We start from the raw sequence: 19,761 nt of genomic DNA on the forward strand, positions 1-19,761 counted from the left end.
GAACCGGAGGCATTCCCGCCTCCGGGTGCCTCTGTGGTGGTCGCTCAGCGGCCATCGGGACGATCGGGAATGACGAGCGGAACTTTGACCACGGGCCGCAGGCCCGAAGCCGACGGAACGGTGTTCACCATCCTGGCCGCGATCAGCTTCAGTCATCTGCTGAACGACATGATGCAGTCGCTGCTGCCGGCGCTCTATCCGATGCTGGCCACGGATTTCGGTCTCGATTTCGGCCAGGTCGGGCTCATCACCCTGGTGTTCAATCTCACCGCCTCGATCCTGCAGCCGGCAATCGGCCTCTACACCGACCGCAAGCCGCAGCCCTATTCGCTGCCGCTCGGCATGGGCTTCACCCTGGTCGGCCTGGTCGTGCTTTCGGTGGCCCCGACCTTCCCGCTGCTGCTGCTGGGCGCGGCGCTGGTCGGCATGGGCTCCGCCGTCTTCCATCCCGAATCCTCGCGCATCGCCCGGCTGGCCTCGGGCGGTCGGCACGGGCTGGCGCAGTCGGTGTTCCAGGTCGGCGGCAATATCGGCTCGGCGATCGGGCCGCTGCTCGCCGCCTTCATCGTGCTGCCGCGCGGCCAGGCCAGCATCGGCTGGTTCTCCGCCGCCGCCCTGCTCGCCATCCTGGTGCTGACCGGCGTCGGCGCCTGGTACCAGCGGCACCGGCGCAGCCGGGCGGCCAAGCCGCGCCGCCCCGTCGCGCCGGTCGCCCTGTCGCGCGGCAAGGTCGGGATGTCGCTCGGCATCCTCGGCATGCTGGTGTTCTCGAAATACATCTACCTGGCCAGCCTGACGAGCTACTTCACCTTCTACCTGATCCAGACCTTCGGCGTGTCGGTGCAGCAGGCGCAGATCCACCTGTTCATCTTCCTCGGCGCCGTCGCCGTGGGCACGGTGGCGGGCGGCCCGATCGGCGACCGCTTCGGCCGGAAAGTCGTGATCTGGGGGTCGATCCTGGGCGTGCTGCCCTTCACCATGGCCATGCCCTATGTAGGGCTGACCGGCACCGTGATCCTCAGCATCATCATCGGCCTGATCCTGGCCTCGGCCTTCTCCGCCATCGTCGTCTATGCGCAGGAGCTGGTGCCGGGCAAGACCGGCACGATCGCCGGCCTGTTCTTCGGCTTCGCCTTCGGCATGGGCGGCATCGGCGCCGCGGTGCTGGGCGAGGTCGCGGACCTGACCAGCATCGGCTTCGTCTATCGCCTCTGCGCCTTCCTGCCGCTGATCGGGCTGCTCACCGTCTTCCTGCCCGACCTGGAGCGGCCGCGGCGCGTGACCGCCGGGGCCCCGGCGGAATGAGGCGGAACGGCGGGCCGGCGGGCGGAGAACCCTGCCGGCCTGCCGATCGCCCACGGGACCCGGCCTCGCGCCATGGATCTCGAAACTCGAATCTGGCGCCACGACCGCTTCTTTGATAGAGCTGCGTCGATAGTCTCCTTTCGTTTTTGCGGTGCTCCATGTCGATTGACTACCGGAAGGACATCGATGGATTGCGCGCTGTCGCAGTCGTTCCGGTAGTCCTCTATCACGCTGGGATAACCCTGCTGGGCGGCGGCTTCGTCGGCGTCGACGTCTTTTTCGTCATATCGGGATACTTGATCACATCCATTCTGGCGGACGATATCCGGCGAGGAGACTCTTCGATCTTCGGCTTTATCCTCGGCTTTTATGAACGCCGCGCCAGACGGATATTTCCAGCGCTCTTCTTCATGTTGCTGGTTTCGATCATCGTCTCCGTGGCGATTCTGCTGCCCTTCGACCTGCGTGCCTTCTCGCGGTCCGTGGTCGCCACGGTCTCGTTCACCTCGAACATCCTGTTCTACATCGAGTCGGGGTATTTCGCGGCGCCGTCGGAGCTCAAACCGCTGCTCCACACATGGTCGCTGGCGGTAGAGGAGCAGTTCTACATCGTCTTCCCCATCCTGCTGTATCTCCTGTCCAAGACGGGGCAGCGGACGCGCAATATGGCGCTGCTCGCCATCGTCGGCCTGTCCTTCGCGGTCAACATCTGGGGCGTCCGCCCTCATCCGACCGCCACCTTCTACCTCCTCCCGGCCCGTGGCTGGGAGCTTCTGCTCGGATCCCTGCTGGCGCTGAACGTGCTCCCCGCTCCGACCGGGCGCGGCGTCCGCGAGTTCGCTTCCGCGCTGGGGCTGGCCCTGATCGGCTACAGCGTGCTGACCTTGTCTTCGACCGATCCGTTCCCGGGATGGAATGCCGCCCCGCCCTGCATCGGCGCGGCGCTGATCATCTGGGCGGGCGCCGGCGGCGACAGCCTCGGCGGGCGCCTGCTGGGGCTGAGCCCGGTCGTTTTCATCGGCAAGATCTCCTACTCGCTGTATCTCTGGCACTGGCCGATCATCGTCTTCGTCAAATACTCGATCAATCGCGAGCTTGCGCCCGCCGAGATCGGCCTTGTCGTCGTCGCGTCGGTCGCGGCCGCCACCTTGTCCTGGCGCTACGTCGAACAGCCCTTCCGCGGCAAGGGCAGCCGGTTCAACCGCCGGTGGATCTTCACCGTCTCGACGGCGGCAGCCGCCCTGTTCCTGACCGCCGGCATGACCGGCTACCTGACCAAGGGCCTGCCGCAGCGCTTCCCCGAGGCGATCCCGATCATGGCCAAATATGTCGCCTACCCATATGCCGACATGTACCGCCTGGGAACCTGCTTCCGACGCGAAAGCCAGTCCGCCGCCCAGTATCCGGAAGCGGATTGCTACGGCTCGACTGCGCCGGACATCCTGATCTGGGGCGACAGCTTCGGGGCACATCTCTATAGCGGCCTGGTCAGCGGCGTCGCACCGGCGCATCTGCGGGTCGGCCAGGCAACGTCCCAGGCCTGCCCTCCGATCCTCAACATGCCGAACTACATCTGGCCGGGCTGCGGCGCGTTCAACGACCACATTTTCGAGATGATCAAGCGCAGCCCGCCAAAGAACGTCATCCTGTCCGCCCGATGGGAGCTGCTGGACCGGCAGGACATTCCCCAGCTGACGGGCACGATCGCCGCGCTGAAGGGGCTTGGGATCGACGTTTTCGTCGTCGGCCAGTCGCCGACTTTCTACGCGCCGGCCTACGCCCTGTTCATCAAGAATATGCGCGGCGATACCCCTTCCGCTCCGGTCCAGGGGATCGATCACGGCGAGCTCAACCGGCTGATCGCGGCGGTAGCGGAGCCCGCCGGTGCGAAGTTCTTCGGGCCGGAGGAGCTGTTCTGCACCGGGACGCGGTGCCGGATCGACCAGGACGGAACCCTTATGTTCTGGGATGACGGTCACTTCACGGCCGAAGGCTCGGGCTATGTCGCCGAGAAGTTCTTCGCCCGGTACGGCGCCGAACTGGCCTCGCAGGTGCGGGCCAGGCTGTAAGCGGCTGCCGACGCCGAACGAAGGCGGTCAGGCCCCGAATAACCGACCGGAGCCGGCCGCGGACCGCTTCGGCCGCATGCCCGCTGCTGCACGAGGCGGCTCGTCCGGACAGCCACCTGCGGCTGTGCCGGCGCATGTTTCGGAGTATCTTGGTCGGATGGTCTGCGCTCGGCGGACGGAGGGGCACGGATGGGCCTGTGGGATCGACACCGTCGGCGCGCGCCGGCATGGGCGATTCTGGCGGCGGTCGGCCTGGAGCCCGCGGCGGCCCTGGCGCATGACAGCTGGATCAACCGCGGCCGCTACCTCGAATACGGCACCGTCAACCATTGCTGCGGCGACCACGACTGCTCGGCCTGGCCCCGCGCGGATATCGAGGAGAGCAGCGATGGCTACCGGATCCGCTCGACCGGCGAATTCGTGCCGCGCTTCAAGGCCCAGAGCAGCGAGGACGGCGAGTACTGGATCTGCCGCAAATCGACCCACGCGATCCGCTGCTTCTTCGCGCCCTCACCGGGGGCATAGGCCGCCGGACCGAAATTGCGGCCACGTCGCCATAGCTTTTGATGAAGAAGAGAGAATGGTGCCCAGGGACGGAGTCGAACCGCCGACACGGGGATTTTCAATCCCCTGCTCTACCAACTGAGCTACCTGGGCGCCGTTGGCTCCGCAGTGCGGAGGCCGTGCTTATAGGAAACCGGACGCCGGCTGTCTAGCGCTGATCTTCATCCGGCTGCAATGTTTCTTCGGCCTCGTCCTCGGGCTTCGCCGGAACCGTGTAAGCCTCGGAAAACCAATGGCCGAGATCGATGTCGGCGCAGCGGCGCGAGCAGAACGGACGGTATTGCTGCACCGTCGGCTTGCGGCAGATCGGGCAGCGCCCCTTGGTCTCTGTGATCGTGCTCATGGCTCTCAGAATCGGGTCTTCGGTACGCGGCTTCAAGCCTGCTGGTGATCAGGTGTGGACGACATCCGCCAGGGCCTGGCCGCGCCGCTCCCGCGCCAGCTCGGCCAGGCCCAGCGGCGACAGGGATTCGCTGAGCTGGACCCGCAGCGGATCGTCGGCCAGCGCGCCGCGGAAGGCGTTCAGCAGCGCCGCGCGGTCGCCGCCGCGGCGCATCGAGATGAAGTCGACCACCACGGTGCCGCCGATGTTGCGCAGCCGCAGCTGCCGGGCGATCTCGACCGCCGCCTCGCGGTTGGCGCGGACGTGATCCGGCGCGCGGCCGCCATCGACGTCGATCGCGGTCAGGGCCCGCGTCGCCTCGATGGTGATGCTGCCGCCGGAAGGCAGCGGCACGGTCGGGCTCAGCAGCGTGTCCAGGGCATCGCCCAGCGGCGCCGCGCCGGCGGCGATGCGGGGCGCGAGCTCGGGCACCGCCGCCGTCGCCCAGCGCTGCAGCGGCGGCAGCAAAGCGGCGCCGTCGACGACGATTCGGGCGGCGTCCGGATGGTCGAGGATCAGCCGGCGCGCCGCGCCCGGCGCGGGCTCCAGCAGCGCCGGGGCCCGGGTGGCCTCGGCGCGGTCGGCGATCGCCTCCCAGCGCCGTGCCAGCCGCGTCGCCTCGTCCAGCACCGTGTCGACCGCCATGCCGGCGCTCGCAGCGCGGACGATCCAGCCACCCTCGAGCCGCTGCTGCCAGTCCCGCTTCGCCGCAGGCCCGAGCCGGCTCGACACCGCCATGGCCGACGAGAACGGCAGATGGATCAGCCCGGCGCCGGGCAGCGCCACGTCGCGCGTCGCCTCCGCCCCCTTCTCACCCCTGGGGTCGGCGACGATCTGGACGATCACCGGCGCGCCGGCGCGCAGCGAGTCGGCGTCCGGCCCGCGCAGCGGCAGGAAGGCGCTGCGGCCGGTGCCGATGTCGAGGAAGGCGGCGGCGGACACGCGGTCGACCTTCTCGACCCGGGCCAGCACCACCGCGCCGGACAGGCTCGGCCGCGAGAGGCGCTCGGCGGCCAAGTCGGTCAGGCGGCCGTCGATCACCACGCCGGCCAGCAGCACGCCGTCCGTAGCGGTGATCTCGACCGCCTTCACCAGCGGTAGCCCGCGCCGCCGAGGAGCTGTGAGGTCTCGAACAGCGGCAGGCCGACGATGTTGGAATAGGAGCCTTCGATGGCGCGGATCAGCGCCGCCGCCCGCCCCTGAATGGCGTAGCCGCCGGCCTTGCCGCGGCCCTCGCCCGAGGCGACATAGGCGTCGATCTCGTCCGGGGTCAGGCGCTTGAAGATCACGCTGCTCTGCACCAGCCGCTGGCGCAGGGTGCCGTCCGGCGCGATCAGGCAGACGCCGCCATGGACACGGTGGCGCCGGCCGGACAGCAGCTCCAGGCACTGCCGCAGCTCGGAATCGGTCTCGGCCTTGGGCAGGATCCGCCGGCCGCAGCCGACCACGGTGTCCGCCGCCAGGATGTAGGCGCCGGGCGCCAGGGTCCGAATCGCCTCGGCCTTGGCCTGGGCCAGGCGCTTGGCGTGCGGGCCGGGCAACTCGCGCTTCAGCGGGGTCTCGTCGAGATCGGCGGGCAGGACCTGGTCCGGCACGATGCCGATCTGGCGCAACAAATCGAGACGCCTCGGCGAAGCCGAGGCGAGCACAAGCAGGTCGGTCCTGCCCGTCCTTTCCGGATCGGGCACGGCAGTTACTTGAAGCGGAAGGTGATGCGACCCTTGGTCAGGTCGTAGGGGGTCATCTCGACATTGACCCGGTCACCCGCCAGCACCCGGATGCGGTTCTTGCGCATCTTGCCCGAGGTGTGCGCGAGAACTTCGTGGTCGTTGTCGAGCTTCACCCGGAACATCGCATTCGGGAGCAGCTCGGTCACGGTGCCCGAGAACTCGATCAAATCTTCCTTGGCCATCCAAACTCGCCATGTTGAGAATCCGCCCAAGAAGTGGGCGACCGGACTTGTCGGGTCAAGAAATTTGTTCGGCGTCAGGCCGCGTTTCCACCATGTCTTCGTCGTTGGGTCAGGTCTCGGACGGCCTGTTGGCCCACGGATCGAAGACAGGGACGCCGGCATTCCGAAAGTCGTTGACGTTCCGGGTGGCGACACCGAGGTCATGCGCCTTCGCCGTCGCCGCAATCAGCACATCGGGTTGGGCGTAGGTGTAGCCGGCCTTCTGTCCGTCATGCACCAGGCGGCGCCAGATCAGGAGGACCTCCTCGTCGATCTCAAGAATGCGATCGCCGAACCACAGTCTGACACCATCCTTCAACCATGTTTCCAGCTCGGCTCGGAAGCCTGGATCGGAAACTCGCTCGATGCCGAGCCGGATCTCGGCGGCGGTCACACGACTGAGATAGCAGGCTACCGGTGGCACGCTTTCGGCCCAGCCCCGGACCGCGCGATTGCACCGCGCTCCTTTGCGCAGCTCGGAAACCACATTGGTGTCGAGCAGCCAGCCACGCGCCATGATCAGAAGGACGGCAGGTCACGCACCGGCGAAAATTCGCGCAACGGCTCGAACTCGTCCATTTCCGCAAACGGCCCTTCGCCGAACAGGGCGGCAAGGCTGACGGTCGCCTTCGGCGCCAGCCGGGCAAAGTCGGCCGCCGACAGGATCACGACCGCATCCTGTCCATGCACCGTGACGCGCTGCGGTCCCGTTTCCCGGGCACGCCGCACGACCTCGCTGAATCGCGCCTTGGCGTCCTCGAGCTTCCAGACCGGCAATGCGGACGAAGAGACATGCTTGTCGCGGGCAACCACGGGCGATCTCCTGACCAGTCTGGTCGGAATATGGAATGCCTGAGATCGGGCCACAAGAGCCCGCCGTCACGCCCGCTCCTGCGCCTGGTCGCCGAAGCGCTCGCGGATGCGGGACAGCAGCAGGTCGCGCACCTGGCGGAAGGCGGCCATCCGGGTCTCGCGGTTGCCCTCGATCGCGGTCGGGTCGAAGGTGTTCCAGAATTCCAGGTCGCAGGCGGTGGTGCGGGTCATCTCCACCGCCCGGTGCTGGGCTTCGGGCGACAGCGAGATCACCAGGTCGAAATTGTCGTCCTCGAGGTCGTCGAAGCCCTTCGGCCGGTGGCGGCTGAGATCGATGCCGATCTCCTTCATCACCGCGACGGCGAAGGGGTCCAGCTCGTCCGGCCGCACCCCGACGCTGTCGACGAAGATGCGCGACCCCGCCACATGCTTCAGGATCGCCTCGGCCATGGCCGAGCGGATCGCGTTCTGGGTGCAGGCGAAGAGGACGCTGGTCGGCCCCGCCATCGCTCACCCGCGGATCTGCAGGACGCATAGCAGCGTGAACAGCCGCCGCGCCGTCTGGTGGTCGATCGCGATCCGGTCGGCCAGCCTCTCGCCGAGCATGACCGAGCCCTCGTCATGCAGCCCACGCCGGCCCATGTCGATCGCCTCGATCCTGGACGGCGGCGCGGTCTTGATCGCGGCGTAATAGGTCTCGCAGACCAGGAAATAGTCCTTGATGATCCGGCGGAACGGCTGCACCGGCAGCGCCACCCGCTCGGGCTCGCCCTCCTGCCCGCTGGTGATCTCGAAGATCAGCCGGTTCTCCTCCATGCGCAGGCGCAGGCGGTAGGGGCCGGCGGGCCCCTGGACCAGGCGGAAGCTGTTCTGCTCGATCAGGTCGTGGATCGCGACCCGGCGCTCATGCGCCACCTCCGGCGAACGGCGGACGGCGGCGCTCTCGTCGATCACGACCTCGACGAGGCGCCCCTCCTCCGCCCCACTCTTCTCCGCGTCCCCGGCCGCGCCGCTCATCCCTTCAGCCGCTGGGCGATCGACAGCGCGTGCGCCTCCAGCCCTTCGGCGCGGGCCAGGCGCACCGCGGCCGGCCCGATCCTGGCGAGGCCGGCGGCGTCGCAGCGCACCAGCGTGGTGCGCTTGACGAAGTCGAAGACGCTGAGGCCGCTGGCGAAGCGGGCGCTTCGCGCGGTCGGCAGCACATGGTTCGGCCCGGCCACATAGTCACCGACCGCCTCTGGCGCATGGCGGCCGAGGAAGATCGCCCCGGCATGGCGGACCCGGTCGGCGATGCGGTCCGGGTCGGCGACGGCGAGCTCGAGATGCTCCGGCGCCAGCCGGTCGATCAGCGGCACCGCATCGTCGAGCGAGCCGACCACGATCACGCCGCCCTGACCGCGCCAGCTGGCGCCGGCGATCTCCGCCTTCGGCAACCGCGCCAGCACCCGGTCGACCGCCGCGGTCACGGCGTCGGCGAAGGCCGCGTCGTCGGTGATCAGCACCGACTGGGCATGGGTGTCGTGCTCGGCCTGGGACAACAGGTCGACCGCGATCCACTCCGGGTCGTTTCCGGCATCGGCCACCACCAGGATCTCGGACGGGCCGGCGATCATGTCGATGCCGACGGCGCCGAAGACCTGGCGCTTGGCCTCGGCGACATAGGCGTTGCCCGGGCCGGTGATCTTGTCGACCGGGCGGATGCTGGCGGTGCCGTAGGCCAGGGCCGCCACCGCCTGGGCGCCGCCGACGCGCCAGATCTCGGTCACCCCGGCGCGCTCCGCCGCGGCCAGCACCAGCGGGTTCAGCACCCCGTCCGGCGCCGGCACCGCCATGGCGATGCGCCCGACCCCCGCCACCCTGGCCGGGATCGCGTTCATCAGGACGGAGCTGGGGTAGTTGGCCAGGCCGCCGGGGACGTAGATGCCGACCGCGTCGATCGGGGTCCAGCGGGCGCCGAGGCCGATGCCGTCCTCGTCGACATAAGACAGGTTCGGCAGCACCGTCTTGGCGTGGAAGGACTCGATCCGCCGGGCCGCCAGGTCCAGCGCCGCATAGGTCTCGGCATCCACCTGCGCCCGAGCCGCGGCGATCTCCTCCGCGCCGATGCGCAGCGTCTCCGGCGTCAGCCGCACCCGGTCGAAGCGCTCGGTGAACGCGATCAGCGCCGCGTCGCCGCGCGCCCGGGTCTCGGCGATGATGGTCGCGACCACGCCGGCGACATCGGCATGGGCGCCGCGGCGGGCGGAGACGAAGGCCTCGAATTCCTCGGCGAAGCCGGGGGAGCGGGCATCAAGTCGCAGCGGCATGGACGGCGTTCCGGAAGCGGTCGACCCAGCCGGCGATCTCCTCCGGCCGGGTCTTGAAGGCGGCGCGGTTGACGATCAGCCGCGAGGTGACGTCGGCGATGTGCTCGATCTCGCGCAGCCCGTTCGCCTTCAGCGTCGAGCCCGACGAGACCAGGTCGACGATGCGGCGGCACAGGCCCAGCGTCGGCGCCAGCTCCATCGCCCCGTTCAGCTTGATGCACTCCGCCTGTACCCCGCGCGCGGCGAAGTGGCGGCGGGTCACGGCCGGATATTTGGTGGCGACGCGGATATGGCTCCAGCGCCGCGGATCGTCGGTCTCGGCCAGGTCCACCGGCTCGGCCACCGCCAGGCGGCAAGCACCGATGCCGAGGTCGAGCGGGGCATAGAGCTCGGGATAGTCGAACTCCATCAGCACGTCGTTCCCGGCGACGCCCAGCTGCGCCGCGCCGAAGGCGACGAAGGTGGCGACGTCGAAAGACCGCACCCGGATCAGCCGGATATGCGGATGGTTGGTGGCGAAGGACAAGCCGCGGTGCCGCGGGTCGTCGAAGGCCGGCTCCGGCTCCAGCCCGGCCTGCGCCATCAGCGGGCGCAGCTCGTCCAGGATGCGGCCCTTGGGCAGGGCGATGGTCAAAGGATCGGGAACGGTCGAGGACATGAGGCCGGCTTCCGCGGAAACGGCCGGCACCATAGCCGAAAGCGCAGCCGCGAGACCAGAAGAGGCCGCGACTCGCCCATGCGCGGATCGGTGGTCACTTGCACGGGAGATTGCGAGGGTCGTGAGCGAACGCGGTGTCAGATCATCCAAGGATCAATCACGTTCACCCCGGTCGCCTTGAAAGGGCTGGTGTCGCGAGTGGCAACACTGAATCCATTGGCGGCGGCAATTGCGGCGATATAGCCGTCGGCCGTGCTGATCGCCAGACCGGCCGCTCGTGCCCCGGACATCAGTTCGGCATAAGCTTGGGAGGCGGCCAGGTCGAACGGCAGCACACGACCGTGGAACAGCGGCAACACACGCCGCTCCAGATGTTCATGTAGCCCTTCCCGGCGTTTCCCGGCCGGCATCAGCGCAATGCCGAAACGCAATTCTGCAACGGTGACGGCAGACAGAAATAGCGTTTCGATGGGCTGTGCGTCGATCCAGGCGACCACCCTGCCCTCGGCGGTGCGCATGGTCTCGGAAATGACGTTCGTATCGAGCAGGATCATTCAAACCTCGGGGGCTCCGCCGGGGTCTTGTCGCGGACCTCGTCAAAGACCACGAAATCCTCGTCCGTAAGGCCCAGCTCCCGGCCGATCTCGGCCAACAGGGTTCCCAGCTTGGGCCGGCCCTCCGGCTTCACGGCTTGTTCCAGGATGTCGCGGATTTCGGCCTCTGTGCTGCGCCCATGGGTCGCCGCCCGCACGCGCAGGGCGCGGTGCACCTCGTCGGGCACATTTCTGACGGTGATTGATGGCATAGATTCACATCCCGAACTTGCCTGCATTGCAATCACTATACATAAATGCAGTCACTCTTTGGAATGTGAACCGCCAGCCGCTACCCCTGCCCTGCCGCAGCCGCGAAGGCGCGGCCGATCAGCGCCTTGGCGTCGTCCTGCACCTGCCGCAGATGGTCCTCGCTGCGGAAGCTCTCGGCGTAGATCTTGTAGACCTCCTCGGTGCCCGAGGGCCGGGCCGCGAACCAGCCGTTCGCCGTCGCGACCTTGATGCCGCCGAAGGGCTGGCCGTTGCCGGGCGCCTTGGTCAGAGTCTGAGTCACCGGGTCGCCGCCGAGCTGGGTGGCGCCGAGCCCCTCCGGCGTCAGGGTCTTGAACACCTGCTTCTGCTGGCTGCTGGCCGGCGCGTCGGCGCGGGCGTACCAGGCGGTGCCCAGCTCCTGCGTCAGCCCGGTGTAGAGCTCGCTCGGGTCGCGGCCGGTGACGGCGGTGATCTCCGCGGCCAGGAGGCCGAGGATGATGCCGTCCTTGTCGGTGGTCCACACCGTGCCGTCCCGGCGCAGGAAGGAGGCGCCGGCGCTCTCCTCGCCGCCGAAGCCGACCGACCCGTCGCTCAGGCCCTCGACGAACCATTTGAAGCCGACCGGCACCTCCAGCAGGCGGCGGCCGAGCTTGGCCGCGACCCGGTCGATCATGCTGCTGCTGACCAGCGTCTTGCCGACCGCGCTGTCGGCCCGCCAGCCGGTGCGGTGCTGGAACAGATAGGCGATCGACGCCGCCAGGAAGTGGTTCGGGTTCATCAGCCCGGCGGTGCGGGTGACGATGCCGTGGCGGTCGGCGTCGGTGTCGTTGGCGAAGGCGACGTCGAATTTGTCCCGCAGCCCCAGCAGCCGGGTCATGGCGTAGGGCGAGGAGCAGTCCATGCGGATCTTGCCGTCCCAATCGGCCGTCATGAAGCGGAAGGTCGGGTCGACGATGTCGCTGACCACGGTCGCGGCGATGCCGTACCGGTCGATCAGCGGCTTCCAGTAGCCCACCGCCGCGCCGCCCAGCGGGTCGATGCCGATCTTGACGCCGGAGGAGCGGATCGCCTCGAGATCCACCACGCTGCCCAGGTCGCCGACATAGCCATCGTTGTAGTTGTGGCGATGCGTGGTCGTGGCCTGCAGCGCGCGCGCCAACGGCACCCGCTGCACCCCGTCCAGCCCCTTGCCGATCAGCTCGTTCGCGGTGCGCTCGATCCAGCCGGTCACCTCTGTGTCGGCCGGGCCCCCGTTCGGCGGGTTGTATTTGAAGCCGCCATCCTCCGGCGGGTTGTGCGACGGGGTGACGACGATGCCGTCGGCCAGCCCCGCGGTCCGGCCGCGGTTGTAGGTCAGGATGGCGTGCGAGATCACCGGCGTCGGCGTGTAGCCGCCGTCCTGGTCGATCATGGTCTCGACGCCGTTCGCCGCCAGCACCTCCAGCGCGCTGGCCAGCGCCGGCTCGGACAGAGCGTGGCTGTCGATGCCGATGAACAGCGGCCCGTCGATCCCGGCGCGCTTGCGGTACAGGCAGATCGCCTGGGTGATGGCGAGGATATGGTCCTCGTTGAAGCTGCCGGCGAAGGCCGAGCCGCGATGGCCGGAGGTGCCGAAGGCGACGCGCTGCGCCGGGTTCGCCGGGTCCGGCCTGGTCGTGAAATAGGCCGTGATCAGCCGCGGCAGGTTGACGAGGTCGGACGGATCGACGGGCTTTCCTGCGAGCGGGCTGACCATCTGTGTCCCTCCCTGGTTTCGGATCTGAAGGCAAATTGCGCCAGCCGGCGTCGTCTGTCGAGGAGGCGGCGCCTCGGTTTTCGCTTTCGTCCGCCCGCGCGGTGCGGGCAAATGGTCGGGGCAGCAGGGGACGACGCCTTGGACCGGATCGAGAGCGCCGACAGCAGGATGCGGGCGCGCTGGCAGCGCGACCCGGAGGGCATGCGCCGGCGCATCCTGGACGCGGCGCTGGCCGAGTTCACCCGGCACGGCTTCGGCGGGGCCCGGATCGACCGCATCGCCGCGGCCGCGGGCGCCAACAAGCGCATGCTGTACTACCATGTCGGCAACAAGGAGACGCTGTACCTGGCGGTGCTGGAGGAGACCTATGCCCGCATCCGCACCGCCGAGCGCGCGCTGAACCTGGAGAGCCTGGCGCCGGACGCCGCGATCGCCCGGCTGGTCGAGTTCACCTGGAGCTATTTCCTGGAGAACCCGGAATTCCTGACCATGCTGAACCAGGAGAACCTGTACCAGGCCCGGCATCTGAAGCAGTCGCCCAACGTCCGGCCCTTGCATTCGCCCTTCGTCGGGATGATCGGCGAGGTGCTGGACCGCGGCGTCGCCGCCGGCGCCTTCCGGGCCGGGATCGACCCGGTGCAGCTCTACATCTCGATCGCCGGCCTGGCCTATTTCTACGTCTCGAACCGCTGGACGCTGGGCGTCATCTTCGACCGCGACCTGTTCGAGCCCCAGGCCCGCGCCGACCGCCTGGCCCACATGACCGACCTGGTGCTGGCGGCGCTGCGGCCGTGAGACTGCGACCGTCCGCAACAGGCGGGGAGAGCGGTCAGAGCCGCAACGCTCTCGCATGGCGTCTGTGCGCCGATAGGAGACACCGCGGCGGTACCTCGATACCGGACGTCGCCCGAACTGGCCGGATTCCAGCGTGTCTCGGCGAGCCCGAGCTGGCGAGGGTGCTCCAAAACCGGCCACCCTTGTCGTCTCCCGGAAGCGGACGCGATCGCACACGCCCCTTCCCGGCCAGGCCTGTCCGACTTCCACCGCCTGATCGAAGGAATAGATCGCCAGGCTCGACCGTCCTTGGTCTAAGGGGCGTTTGTCGGACGCCTGGAGCTGGGGATCGTTTCGAACCATGAACGGCCGCACTATGGCTACTGTTATGCCACGAGGATGAAGACTTTGACTCCAAGAACGCTTGGGACCGGCGCGATCCGGACCCTGCTCCTTGCGGCCGCCGCGCTCGGCCTGATGGCGGCCGGCACCGTCGCCATGGCGGCCCCTCCTCAAGGCCAGGGTCAGGGACAGGGGCACGGTCAGGGACAAGGCCACGGCAAGAAGCAGAGCGTGATCGTGCCCGGAACTCCGGGCAGCGGGCCCGGCCAAGGCCAGGGCAAATCCCATCGCCAGGGCAATGCCGGCGCGCCGGTGGTGCTATTCCAGCCGCGGGACCGGGACGTGATCGTCGACTATTATGGCGGCTGGCCGCGCGCCCAGGCGCTGCCGCCTGGCATCGCCCGCAACCTGGCGCGGGGCAAGCCGCTGCCTCCGGGCATCGCCAAGCGGGGCCTGCCGCCGGACCTGCTGGCCCGGCTGCCGCGCTACGACGGCTACGACTATTACATGGTCGGGTCCGACGTGGTGCTGATGGCCATCGCCACCGGCATCATCGTCGACATCCTGACCGATTGAACTTGTCGCTGAAACCCTGCCGGATCGCCGGCGCCCCCGAGACCCGGGGGTTCGCCGGCCGATCGTCATGCCCTCAGTCGAACGGGCGGAAGCCTTCGCGCGCGAGGGTTAGGTCGCGGTCGTCGACCAGGCCGTTGCCGTCGACGTCCAGATTGGTCGTCTCCCAGTCGCCGGTCGGCCCGGTGCCGGGCTTGACCTGCTGGATCCGGTCGGCGAGCTCGGCCTCGAGCGCGTCGATCAGGGCGGGATCCGTGGTCGGGTCGGCCTTGAGATCGGCGATCCGCTCCTGCAGGTCACGGATCCCCGTCTCCTGCGGTGTGCCAAAATTGGCCTGCATGGCGCCGACGTTGGCGCTGTAGCCTAGCTCCTTGGCCAGGCTGACCATGGCGGAGACACGGGCACCGTGATTGCGGAACGGCCCGTTGCCGACGGTCGGCGACAAGCCGGAGCCAGCCAGCGCAGCGGTGGTGTCGTCGTCGAGCGAGATGGTGTCGGCCTTGCCGGGCCTTATACCCCTCGTCTTGCCGCTGTTGCCGAGGGCTTCATCCCCGGAGCTGTCGACGCCGCTGCCAGTGCTGCTGGCTGTCCCGCCGCCGTTGCCGCTGCCATTGCTGTCAGCCTTGCCGCCGCCGTTTCCGCCATCGTTGCCTCCCCCACTTCCATTGCCGTTACCGCCTCCATTACCGCCGCCGTGTCCGCCGCCATTGTCCTTGACGGTGATGAACTGCGGCTTCGAGACATCCTTGAGATCCCCCCAGGCGCCTGCGCTCGCCGCCGTGGCGTAGAGCAGTCCGAAAGCGGCCACGATGGGCAGCGTCGCAGCAGAGCGGATACGCATCAGAAACTCCAGAACCGTGGTGCCGAAGCGGGCTGCGATGGCCCGTCTCGCATGTCTGACGTCCTGGGAGCCCCCGGTATTCCACAGACATCTGGAGAGTATTCACGCCGTGGTCAGGCAGATGCCTCGGGCGGGCGGGTCACAGCCGCAGACTGGACGGCTGTTACGCGTCATCCCAGGGGCCGCTTCTTACCCTTCCCTGCCGGCCTGACTGGCCAGGATGGCGCCACAAGCGGACATCAAGAAGTCGCTGATAAGGACTGTTTTGCTGGACCTGAGACGTCCAGCGTTTCCCGACGCAGGGTCCAATCGATCAATTCTGCCATGGCTGGCCCAAGTGCCTTACCCAAGTCCGTGAGCGCGTATTCCACCCTCGGAGGCACCTGCGGATAGACTGTTCGAGTAATTATCCCGTCCTTCTCCAGCTCCTTCAGTTGCTGGATGAGCATCTTCTGATTGACGCCTTCCACACGCCTCTCGAGCTCTGAGAAACGCAGCGGCTCCTTCGCACCGAACAGCTGGCAGATGATGACAATCTTCCATTTGCCCTCCAGCACCCGGAGGGCGTCCGTGGTCGCTTCTGCCCACACACGATGCTGTTGCGGGTCGCCGCAATTCCAATGCCGGTCCTTCGCCATGCTTACCTATTGGTGGGTTGCCCACCTTTCCGTTCGTTCTTGTCAATACCTCAGTATCTATCAATTTGAGGAGCAGAACAACAGGAGCATCAGCATGAAAATCGGCATCATCGGCATTGGTAACATCGGCGGCACGCTTGCCCGAAAGCTCTCATCTGCCGGGCATGAGGTCAGGGTCGCCAACTCCAAGGGCGTCGACGATGTGCGGCCTTTCGCGGACGAGGTTGGAGCCGCGGCGGCCGACACGCGAGGAGTCGTCTCCGGCGCGGAGTTGGTCATCATGTCCATCCCTCTCCCAGCTTTCGAGAAGTTGCCGAAAGACCTTTTCAAGGATGTGCCTGAACGCGTCCCTGTCGTTGACACCAGCAACTATTATCCGGGCATGCGTGACCCTCAGATCGCTGAACTTGATGCAGGCGAGGTGGAGAGCGTGTGGGTGTCGAGGCAACTCGGCCGTCCGATAATCAAGGCCTTCAACAATATCCTTGCCGAGTCCCTGTCGGAACTCGGTCAGCCAGAAGGCGCTGCCGGTCGATCGGCCGTGGCAGTTGCCGGAGACGACGCCGCAGCCAAGCAGGTGGTCATGGGCATCGTCAACGAGATCGGTTTCGACCCTGTTGACGCCGGATCGCTGGCGGAATCGTGGCGGCAGCAGCCCTCAACACCTGCCTACTGCTGTGACTACGACGCCGCCACCATGCGCAAGGCACTCGGCGCTGCGGTGAAGGGCGAAGCGCCCAAGAAGCGCGACCAATTGCCCGACAAGATGGGGGCGCTTGGCCCGAACCCGACCCATGCTGACATTGTGGCGATGAACCGCTCGCTCAACCCGCTGACCTGAGGAGCGAGCCATGACGAAATTTGTCACAAGCGCGCGGTCTTGTTGAATTTCGCAGGTGGCGTCTACCTTCTGTGGTCTCGGGAGCCGGACTGACCCGGACAGCCCGCGCCTCACGCCGTCATTCAAACCTGTAAAACGGATACGTCCGCCTCTGCGCTTGACGAGGCGACGCTGGAAGCAGCGGGCTTCGACTTTGAGATTGAACTCTGGTCCCTCGCCGGGTCGACGCGGACGTCCGCTCCGGAGGACCGGCAGAACCCACGAATGTCAGCAATGGGGACGAAGTGCCCGTTCGGCCAACACCAGCCGGCACTTCCATATCGGGATCGGATGCGGTCAACCGGCCGGCGTTGCCGGACCAGGATTTTCGGCCGGCTCGCGGCCGCGAACACAATGTCCATTGCGTTCACCCGCGACTCTCGTTCATGATACGTTCTATGGACATGGCGCAATCCGACTCCGAAGAGATCCGGCCGACCGATCCCGACATGAAGTGGACGGGATGGGCGCTGGACTCGCTGCGCGAGCTGGTCACGATCGACTTGCGCACCAAGCGGATCACCTCGACGCAGCAGCAGGCGATGCCGGCAGGGGCGGAGTCGATCCCCGATTTCGACCTGAAGCAGTCGCGGCTGTCCCGGTCGGTGCGGCTGTCGATCGCCATGACCGAGCGGATCCGCGCCAACTATCTGATGCGCCGGAAAAAGCGCAAGGAGTCGGGCGAGCAGGAGCACCGCCGGCAACGGCGGGAGCAGGCCGCCCAGGCCGTGGCCGAAGCGGTCGCGCAGCCCGAGGACGTCGAGTACATGCGGTCCTGGGTCTGGGAGAAGCTGGTCGAGGACGAGATCCTGGACGAGCAGCTCGACACCCTGTCGGCCGAGGAGTTCGTGCGCGAGGTCTGCCGCAAGATCGGCCGCCCGCCGAATCCAGCCTGGATGCCGCGAGGCTGGGACGATGCCGCCGACATCGGCGGCGACGGCACCGTCGTCGCGCCCGGCAGATGCGTGGACCTGGTCGCTGTGAGCCCCGCGGCCGCGGAGGGCTGGGCCGAGCCGCCGGAGGAGTCCGGAGACGGCTGCCTGCCATCCCGACTGCCGAAGCCGGATAGCAGTTGAACGCCGTGTCACCTGCCACGCGCCCATCATCAGCCGGCCCAGCCTTCCACTCTTCCCTTCCCGCAGGGGGAGGGGGAGATGAAACGTGGGCAAGCCGGTACTGCCCGCTTCCCCCTCTTGACCCCTGCCCCGCTCCACAGCAGGATTTAACCAACGGGTTAATTTCTGCCGGGCCGACCAGAAGCCCGCGACCGGGAGACGCCGATGGGATCGCGAAGCGCCCGTGACCGCGCGCTTGCCCTGCTGCAGGCCGGCTGGGTCCGGCCGGTCATCCTGCTGCTGATCATCATCGTGCTGTGGGACCTGGCGATCCGGGTGTTCCGGCTGCCGCCCTACCAGGTGCCGGCGCCCTGGGACGTCATCGTCACCTTGTGGCGCGATGGGCCGGAGCTGCTGGCGCAATCGGTGCCCACCACCGTCGCCACCGTGCTGGGCTTCCTGCTGTCGGCCGCGATCGGCATCCCGACCGCGATGCTGATCGCAGGCTCCCGCACGGTCGAGGCCTATGTCTACCCGCTGCTGGTGTTCTCGCAGTCGATCCCGAAGGTGGCGATCGCGCCGCTCTTCGTCGTCTGGTTCGGCTTCGGGCTCGAACCCAAGGTGATCTCGGCCTTCCTGCTCGGCGTGTTCCCGGTGGTGGTCTCGGCGGTGCAGGGCTTCAAGTCGCTCGACCCCGACACGCTCGACCTGGCCCGGGCCATGGCCGCCAGCCGCTGGCAGGTGTTCCGCATGGTCGGGCTGCCCGCGGCGATGCCGGCGATCTTCTCCGGCCTCAAGGTCTCGGTGACGCTGGCGGTGGTCGGCGCCGTGGTCGGCGAGTTCGTCGGCGCCAACTCCGGCATCGGCTTCGTGCTGCAGCGCTCGATCGGCAATTTCGAGCTGCCGACCATGTTCGCGGCGCTGGTGATCCTGGCGCTGCTCGGCGTCGTGCTGTTCTGGCTGGTCGACGTCGTCGAACGCCTGGTCATTCCCTGGCACGCCAGCCGGCGCCGGGAGCTGATTATCGCCGCCTAAGGCGGCAAACTTGAGATCGCCGCCTGACGCGGCGCAACCAATCATAGGGGGAGGAACACCATGATCCGGAGCCTGCTGATCGCCCTCGGCATCCTGCTCGCGGCCGGCTCGGCCCAGGCGGCCGACAAGGTCGTGCTGATGCTGAACTGGTACGTCTATGGCGAGCACACGCCGTTCTTCTACGGCAAGGCCAAGGGCTTCTACGCCGACCAGGGCATCGACCTGGAGATCCAGGAGGGCCGCGGCTCGGCCATGACCGCCCAGGCGGTCGCCGCCGGCACCGTCGGCTTCGGCTATTTCGACGTGCCGACCATGATCAAGGCCGCGGCCAAGGGCGCGCCGCTGGTCTCGGTCGGCGTGCTGCTGCAGAAGAGCCCGATGTCGGTGATGGGCTTCACCGACAAGGCCATCCGCAAGCCGGAGGACATCAAGGGCAAGACCGTGGCCACCACGCCCGGAGATTCGCTGTCGCAGATCTGGCCCTTCTTCCTGCAGAAGACCGGCCTCTCGGAAAGCGACTTCCGCACCGTCTCCGGCGACGCCCAGACCAAGCTGAACGCCGTGATCAACGGCCAGGCCGACCTGCTGCTGGGCTATGCCATGGACCAGAGCATGAAGATCAAGGACGCGACGGGCAAGGACGTCACCCCGATCCTGTTCGCCGATTACGGGGTCAACATGGTGTCCTCCGGCATCGTCGTGCAGAAGGACCTGCTGACCGAGAATCCCGACCTGGTCCGCCGCTTCATGGCGGCGACGACGCAGTCGATCGAGGCGGCCGAGAAGGCGCCGGCCGAGGCCACCGCGGCGGTGCTGGCGGCGCTGCCCAAGGCCGGCAAGCCGGACACGCTGCAGGAGGGGTTCGAGCGCACCATCCCGCTGTACCGGACCGAGGAGACCCAGGGCCAGCGGCCGTTCCGCGTCACCGACGCCAACATGGCCGAGACCGTGAAGCTGCTGGTCGAATACGGCGGCGGGGGGGGGGGGGGGGGGGCGCCCCCCCCCCGCCCCGGAGCCGAAACCAAAAGAGCAGA

The 19,761-nt window shown here is 67.8% G+C and carries 24 protein-coding genes and 1 tRNA gene; 9 read left to right on the plus strand and 16 right to left on the minus strand.

What is annotated here, in order from left to right; translation table 11 throughout:
* Window positions 1-69 precede the first annotated feature (69 nt).
* From AAHM41_RS06695 to AAHM41_RS06705, 3 genes are all read left to right on the plus strand, one after another.
* Window positions 70-1,305, plus strand: coding sequence for an MFS transporter (locus tag AAHM41_RS06695; RefSeq protein WP_342235744.1), 1,236 nt, complete (start codon window positions 70-72; stop codon window positions 1,303-1,305).
* 158 nt (window positions 1,306-1,463) lie between these two features.
* Window positions 1,464-3,374: an acyltransferase family protein gene (locus AAHM41_RS06700; protein WP_342235745.1), complete on the plus strand. Its 1,911-nt coding sequence runs from the start codon at window positions 1,464-1,466 to the stop codon at window positions 3,372-3,374.
* Between the two features lie 189 nt (window positions 3,375-3,563).
* Window positions 3,564-3,899: a hypothetical protein gene (locus AAHM41_RS06705; RefSeq protein WP_342235746.1), complete on the plus strand. Its 336-nt coding sequence runs from the start codon at window positions 3,564-3,566 to the stop codon at window positions 3,897-3,899.
* 56 nt (window positions 3,900-3,955) lie between these two features.
* Here the strand turns inward: AAHM41_RS06705 and AAHM41_RS06710 are convergent.
* The 14 genes from AAHM41_RS06710 to pgm form a co-directional block, all read right to left on the minus strand.
* Window positions 3,956-4,031, minus strand: a tRNA-Phe gene (locus AAHM41_RS06710).
* A 55-nt stretch (window positions 4,032-4,086) separates the two neighbouring features.
* The gene (locus AAHM41_RS06715; protein ID WP_342235747.1) at window positions 4,087-4,281 is read right to left on the minus strand and encodes a DNA gyrase inhibitor YacG; all 195 of its coding nucleotides are present in this window, start codon (window positions 4,279-4,281) and stop codon (window positions 4,087-4,089) included.
* A 48-nt stretch (window positions 4,282-4,329) separates the two neighbouring features.
* Window positions 4,330-5,412 (minus strand): ribonuclease E/G, encoded by a 1,083-nt coding sequence (locus tag AAHM41_RS06720; protein ID WP_342235748.1) that lies wholly within the window; start codon window positions 5,410-5,412, stop codon window positions 4,330-4,332.
* Entirely contained in the window at window positions 5,409-6,008 is a 600-nt protein-coding gene (locus AAHM41_RS06725) for a Maf family protein (protein ID WP_446719433.1), read from the minus strand. The genes AAHM41_RS06720 and AAHM41_RS06725 overlap by 4 nt, the downstream gene beginning before the upstream one ends.
* A 5-nt stretch (window positions 6,009-6,013) precedes the next feature.
* Window positions 6,014-6,232 (minus strand): translation initiation factor IF-1, encoded by a 219-nt coding sequence (infA, locus tag AAHM41_RS06730; RefSeq protein ID WP_026870679.1) that lies wholly within the window; start codon window positions 6,230-6,232, stop codon window positions 6,014-6,016.
* A gap of 109 nt (window positions 6,233-6,341) precedes the next feature.
* Window positions 6,342-6,788, minus strand: a complete 447-nt coding sequence (locus AAHM41_RS06735; protein WP_342235749.1) for a type II toxin-antitoxin system VapC family toxin — start codon at window positions 6,786-6,788, stop codon at window positions 6,342-6,344.
* A gap of 2 nt (window positions 6,789-6,790) precedes the next feature.
* On the minus strand, window positions 6,791-7,084 hold the full coding sequence (locus tag AAHM41_RS06740; RefSeq protein ID WP_342235750.1) for a type II toxin-antitoxin system Phd/YefM family antitoxin: 294 nt from the start codon (window positions 7,082-7,084) through the stop codon (window positions 6,791-6,793).
* 66 nt (window positions 7,085-7,150) lie between these two features.
* A complete protein-coding gene (locus tag AAHM41_RS06745; protein ID WP_342235751.1) occupies window positions 7,151-7,591 on the minus strand; it encodes an arsenate reductase ArsC in 441 nt (146 codons plus the stop codon).
* A 3-nt stretch (window positions 7,592-7,594) separates the two neighbouring features.
* Window positions 7,595-8,101 carry a UPF0262 family protein gene (locus AAHM41_RS06750; RefSeq protein ID WP_342235752.1) on the minus strand — a complete coding sequence of 169 codons (507 nt, stop codon included), beginning with the start codon at window positions 8,099-8,101 and terminating at the stop codon, window positions 7,595-7,597.
* On the minus strand, window positions 8,098-9,390 hold the full coding sequence (gene hisD / locus AAHM41_RS06755) for a histidinol dehydrogenase (protein ID WP_342235753.1): 1,293 nt from the start codon (window positions 9,388-9,390) through the stop codon (window positions 8,098-8,100). The genes AAHM41_RS06750 and hisD overlap by 4 nt, the downstream gene beginning before the upstream one ends.
* A complete protein-coding gene (gene hisG, locus AAHM41_RS06760; protein ID WP_342235754.1) occupies window positions 9,374-10,048 on the minus strand; it encodes an ATP phosphoribosyltransferase in 675 nt (224 codons plus the stop codon). Before hisG ends, hisD begins: the two co-directional genes overlap by 17 nt.
* A 137-nt stretch (window positions 10,049-10,185) precedes the next feature.
* Window positions 10,186-10,602, minus strand: coding sequence for a type II toxin-antitoxin system VapC family toxin (locus AAHM41_RS06765; RefSeq protein ID WP_342235755.1), 417 nt, complete (start codon window positions 10,600-10,602; stop codon window positions 10,186-10,188).
* Complete coding sequence (locus tag AAHM41_RS06770) at window positions 10,599-10,853, minus strand: FitA-like ribbon-helix-helix domain-containing protein (RefSeq protein ID WP_342235756.1); 255 nt, start codon at window positions 10,851-10,853, stop codon at window positions 10,599-10,601. Before AAHM41_RS06770 ends, AAHM41_RS06765 begins: the two co-directional genes overlap by 4 nt.
* An 80-nt stretch (window positions 10,854-10,933) precedes the next feature.
* Window positions 10,934-12,589 carry a phosphoglucomutase (alpha-D-glucose-1,6-bisphosphate-dependent) gene (gene pgm, locus AAHM41_RS06775; protein WP_342235757.1) on the minus strand — a complete coding sequence of 552 codons (1,656 nt, stop codon included), beginning with the start codon at window positions 12,587-12,589 and terminating at the stop codon, window positions 10,934-10,936.
* A gap of 138 nt (window positions 12,590-12,727) precedes the next feature.
* Here pgm and AAHM41_RS06780 point away from each other — a divergent pair, with 138 nt between their 5' ends.
* Window positions 12,728-13,384: a TetR family transcriptional regulator gene (locus AAHM41_RS06780; RefSeq protein WP_342235758.1), complete on the plus strand. Its 657-nt coding sequence runs from the start codon at window positions 12,728-12,730 to the stop codon at window positions 13,382-13,384.
* A gap of 387 nt (window positions 13,385-13,771) precedes the next feature.
* Window positions 13,772-14,281 carry an anti-virulence regulator CigR family protein gene (locus AAHM41_RS06785; protein WP_342235759.1) on the plus strand — a complete coding sequence of 170 codons (510 nt, stop codon included), beginning with the start codon at window positions 13,772-13,774 and terminating at the stop codon, window positions 14,279-14,281.
* 73 nt (window positions 14,282-14,354) lie between these two features.
* Here AAHM41_RS06785 and AAHM41_RS06790 read toward each other — a convergent pair whose 3' ends face one another.
* Window positions 14,355-15,119 (minus strand): hypothetical protein, encoded by a 765-nt coding sequence (locus tag AAHM41_RS06790; RefSeq protein WP_342235760.1) that lies wholly within the window; start codon window positions 15,117-15,119, stop codon window positions 14,355-14,357.
* Between the two features lie 239 nt (window positions 15,120-15,358).
* Window positions 15,359-15,757, minus strand: a complete 399-nt coding sequence (locus AAHM41_RS06795) for a winged helix-turn-helix transcriptional regulator (RefSeq protein ID WP_342235761.1) — start codon at window positions 15,755-15,757, stop codon at window positions 15,359-15,361.
* A 94-nt stretch (window positions 15,758-15,851) separates the two neighbouring features.
* On the opposite strand from AAHM41_RS06795, the gene AAHM41_RS06800 reads away from it, so the two are divergent.
* The 4 genes from AAHM41_RS06800 to AAHM41_RS06815 all read left to right on the plus strand — a co-directional run.
* Window positions 15,852-16,598: an NADPH-dependent F420 reductase gene (locus AAHM41_RS06800; RefSeq protein WP_342235762.1), complete on the plus strand. Its 747-nt coding sequence runs from the start codon at window positions 15,852-15,854 to the stop codon at window positions 16,596-16,598.
* A 437-nt stretch (window positions 16,599-17,035) separates the two neighbouring features.
* Window positions 17,036-17,713: a hypothetical protein gene (locus AAHM41_RS06805; RefSeq protein WP_342235763.1), complete on the plus strand. Its 678-nt coding sequence runs from the start codon at window positions 17,036-17,038 to the stop codon at window positions 17,711-17,713.
* 204 nt (window positions 17,714-17,917) lie between these two features.
* Complete coding sequence (locus AAHM41_RS06810) at window positions 17,918-18,727, plus strand: ABC transporter permease (RefSeq protein WP_342235764.1); 810 nt, start codon at window positions 17,918-17,920, stop codon at window positions 18,725-18,727.
* 60 nt (window positions 18,728-18,787) lie between these two features.
* Window positions 18,788-19,761: ABC transporter substrate-binding protein (locus tag AAHM41_RS06815; RefSeq protein WP_342235765.1), on the plus strand; the 974-nt coding region annotated here is incomplete at its 3' end.

The organism is Inquilinus sp. OTU3971 (assembly GCF_038440215.1).

Excerpts from the sequence above, each read along its gene's own strand:
- AAHM41_RS06695 (WP_342235744.1), top strand. The coding sequence starts at position 70 with ATGACGAGCGGAACTTTGACCACGGGCCGCAGGCCCGAAGCCGACGGA.
- AAHM41_RS06700 (WP_342235745.1), top strand. The coding sequence starts at position 1,464 with ATGTCGATTGACTACCGGAAGGACATCGATGGATTGCGCGCTGTCGCA.
- AAHM41_RS06705 (WP_342235746.1), top strand. The coding sequence starts at position 3,564 with ATGGGCCTGTGGGATCGACACCGTCGGCGCGCGCCGGCATGGGCGATT.
- AAHM41_RS06715 (WP_342235747.1), bottom strand. The coding sequence starts at position 4,281 with ATGAGCACGATCACAGAGACCAAGGGGCGCTGCCCGATCTGCCGCAAG.
- infA (WP_026870679.1), bottom strand. The coding sequence starts at position 6,232 with ATGGCCAAGGAAGATTTGATCGAGTTCTCGGGCACCGTGACCGAGCTG.
- AAHM41_RS06735 (WP_342235749.1), bottom strand. The coding sequence starts at position 6,788 with ATGGCGCGTGGCTGGCTGCTCGACACCAATGTGGTTTCCGAGCTGCGC.
- AAHM41_RS06745 (WP_342235751.1), bottom strand. The coding sequence starts at position 7,591 with ATGGCGGGGCCGACCAGCGTCCTCTTCGCCTGCACCCAGAACGCGATC.
- AAHM41_RS06750 (WP_342235752.1), bottom strand. The coding sequence starts at position 8,101 with ATGAGCGGCGCGGCCGGGGACGCGGAGAAGAGTGGGGCGGAGGAGGGG.
- hisD (WP_342235753.1), bottom strand. The coding sequence starts at position 9,390 with ATGCCGCTGCGACTTGATGCCCGCTCCCCCGGCTTCGCCGAGGAATTC.
- hisG (WP_342235754.1), bottom strand. The coding sequence starts at position 10,048 with ATGTCCTCGACCGTTCCCGATCCTTTGACCATCGCCCTGCCCAAGGGC.
- AAHM41_RS06765 (WP_342235755.1), bottom strand. The coding sequence starts at position 10,602 with ATGATCCTGCTCGATACGAACGTCATTTCCGAGACCATGCGCACCGCC.
- AAHM41_RS06770 (WP_342235756.1), bottom strand. The coding sequence starts at position 10,853 with ATGCCATCAATCACCGTCAGAAATGTGCCCGACGAGGTGCACCGCGCC.
- pgm (WP_342235757.1), bottom strand. The coding sequence starts at position 12,589 with ATGGTCAGCCCGCTCGCAGGAAAGCCCGTCGATCCGTCCGACCTCGTC.
- AAHM41_RS06790 (WP_342235760.1), bottom strand. The coding sequence starts at position 15,119 with ATGCGTATCCGCTCTGCTGCGACGCTGCCCATCGTGGCCGCTTTCGGA.
- AAHM41_RS06795 (WP_342235761.1), bottom strand. The coding sequence starts at position 15,757 with ATGGCGAAGGACCGGCATTGGAATTGCGGCGACCCGCAACAGCATCGT.
- AAHM41_RS06800 (WP_342235762.1), top strand. The coding sequence starts at position 15,852 with ATGAAAATCGGCATCATCGGCATTGGTAACATCGGCGGCACGCTTGCC.
- AAHM41_RS06805 (WP_342235763.1), top strand. The coding sequence starts at position 17,036 with ATGGACATGGCGCAATCCGACTCCGAAGAGATCCGGCCGACCGATCCC.
- AAHM41_RS06810 (WP_342235764.1), top strand. The coding sequence starts at position 17,918 with ATGGGATCGCGAAGCGCCCGTGACCGCGCGCTTGCCCTGCTGCAGGCC.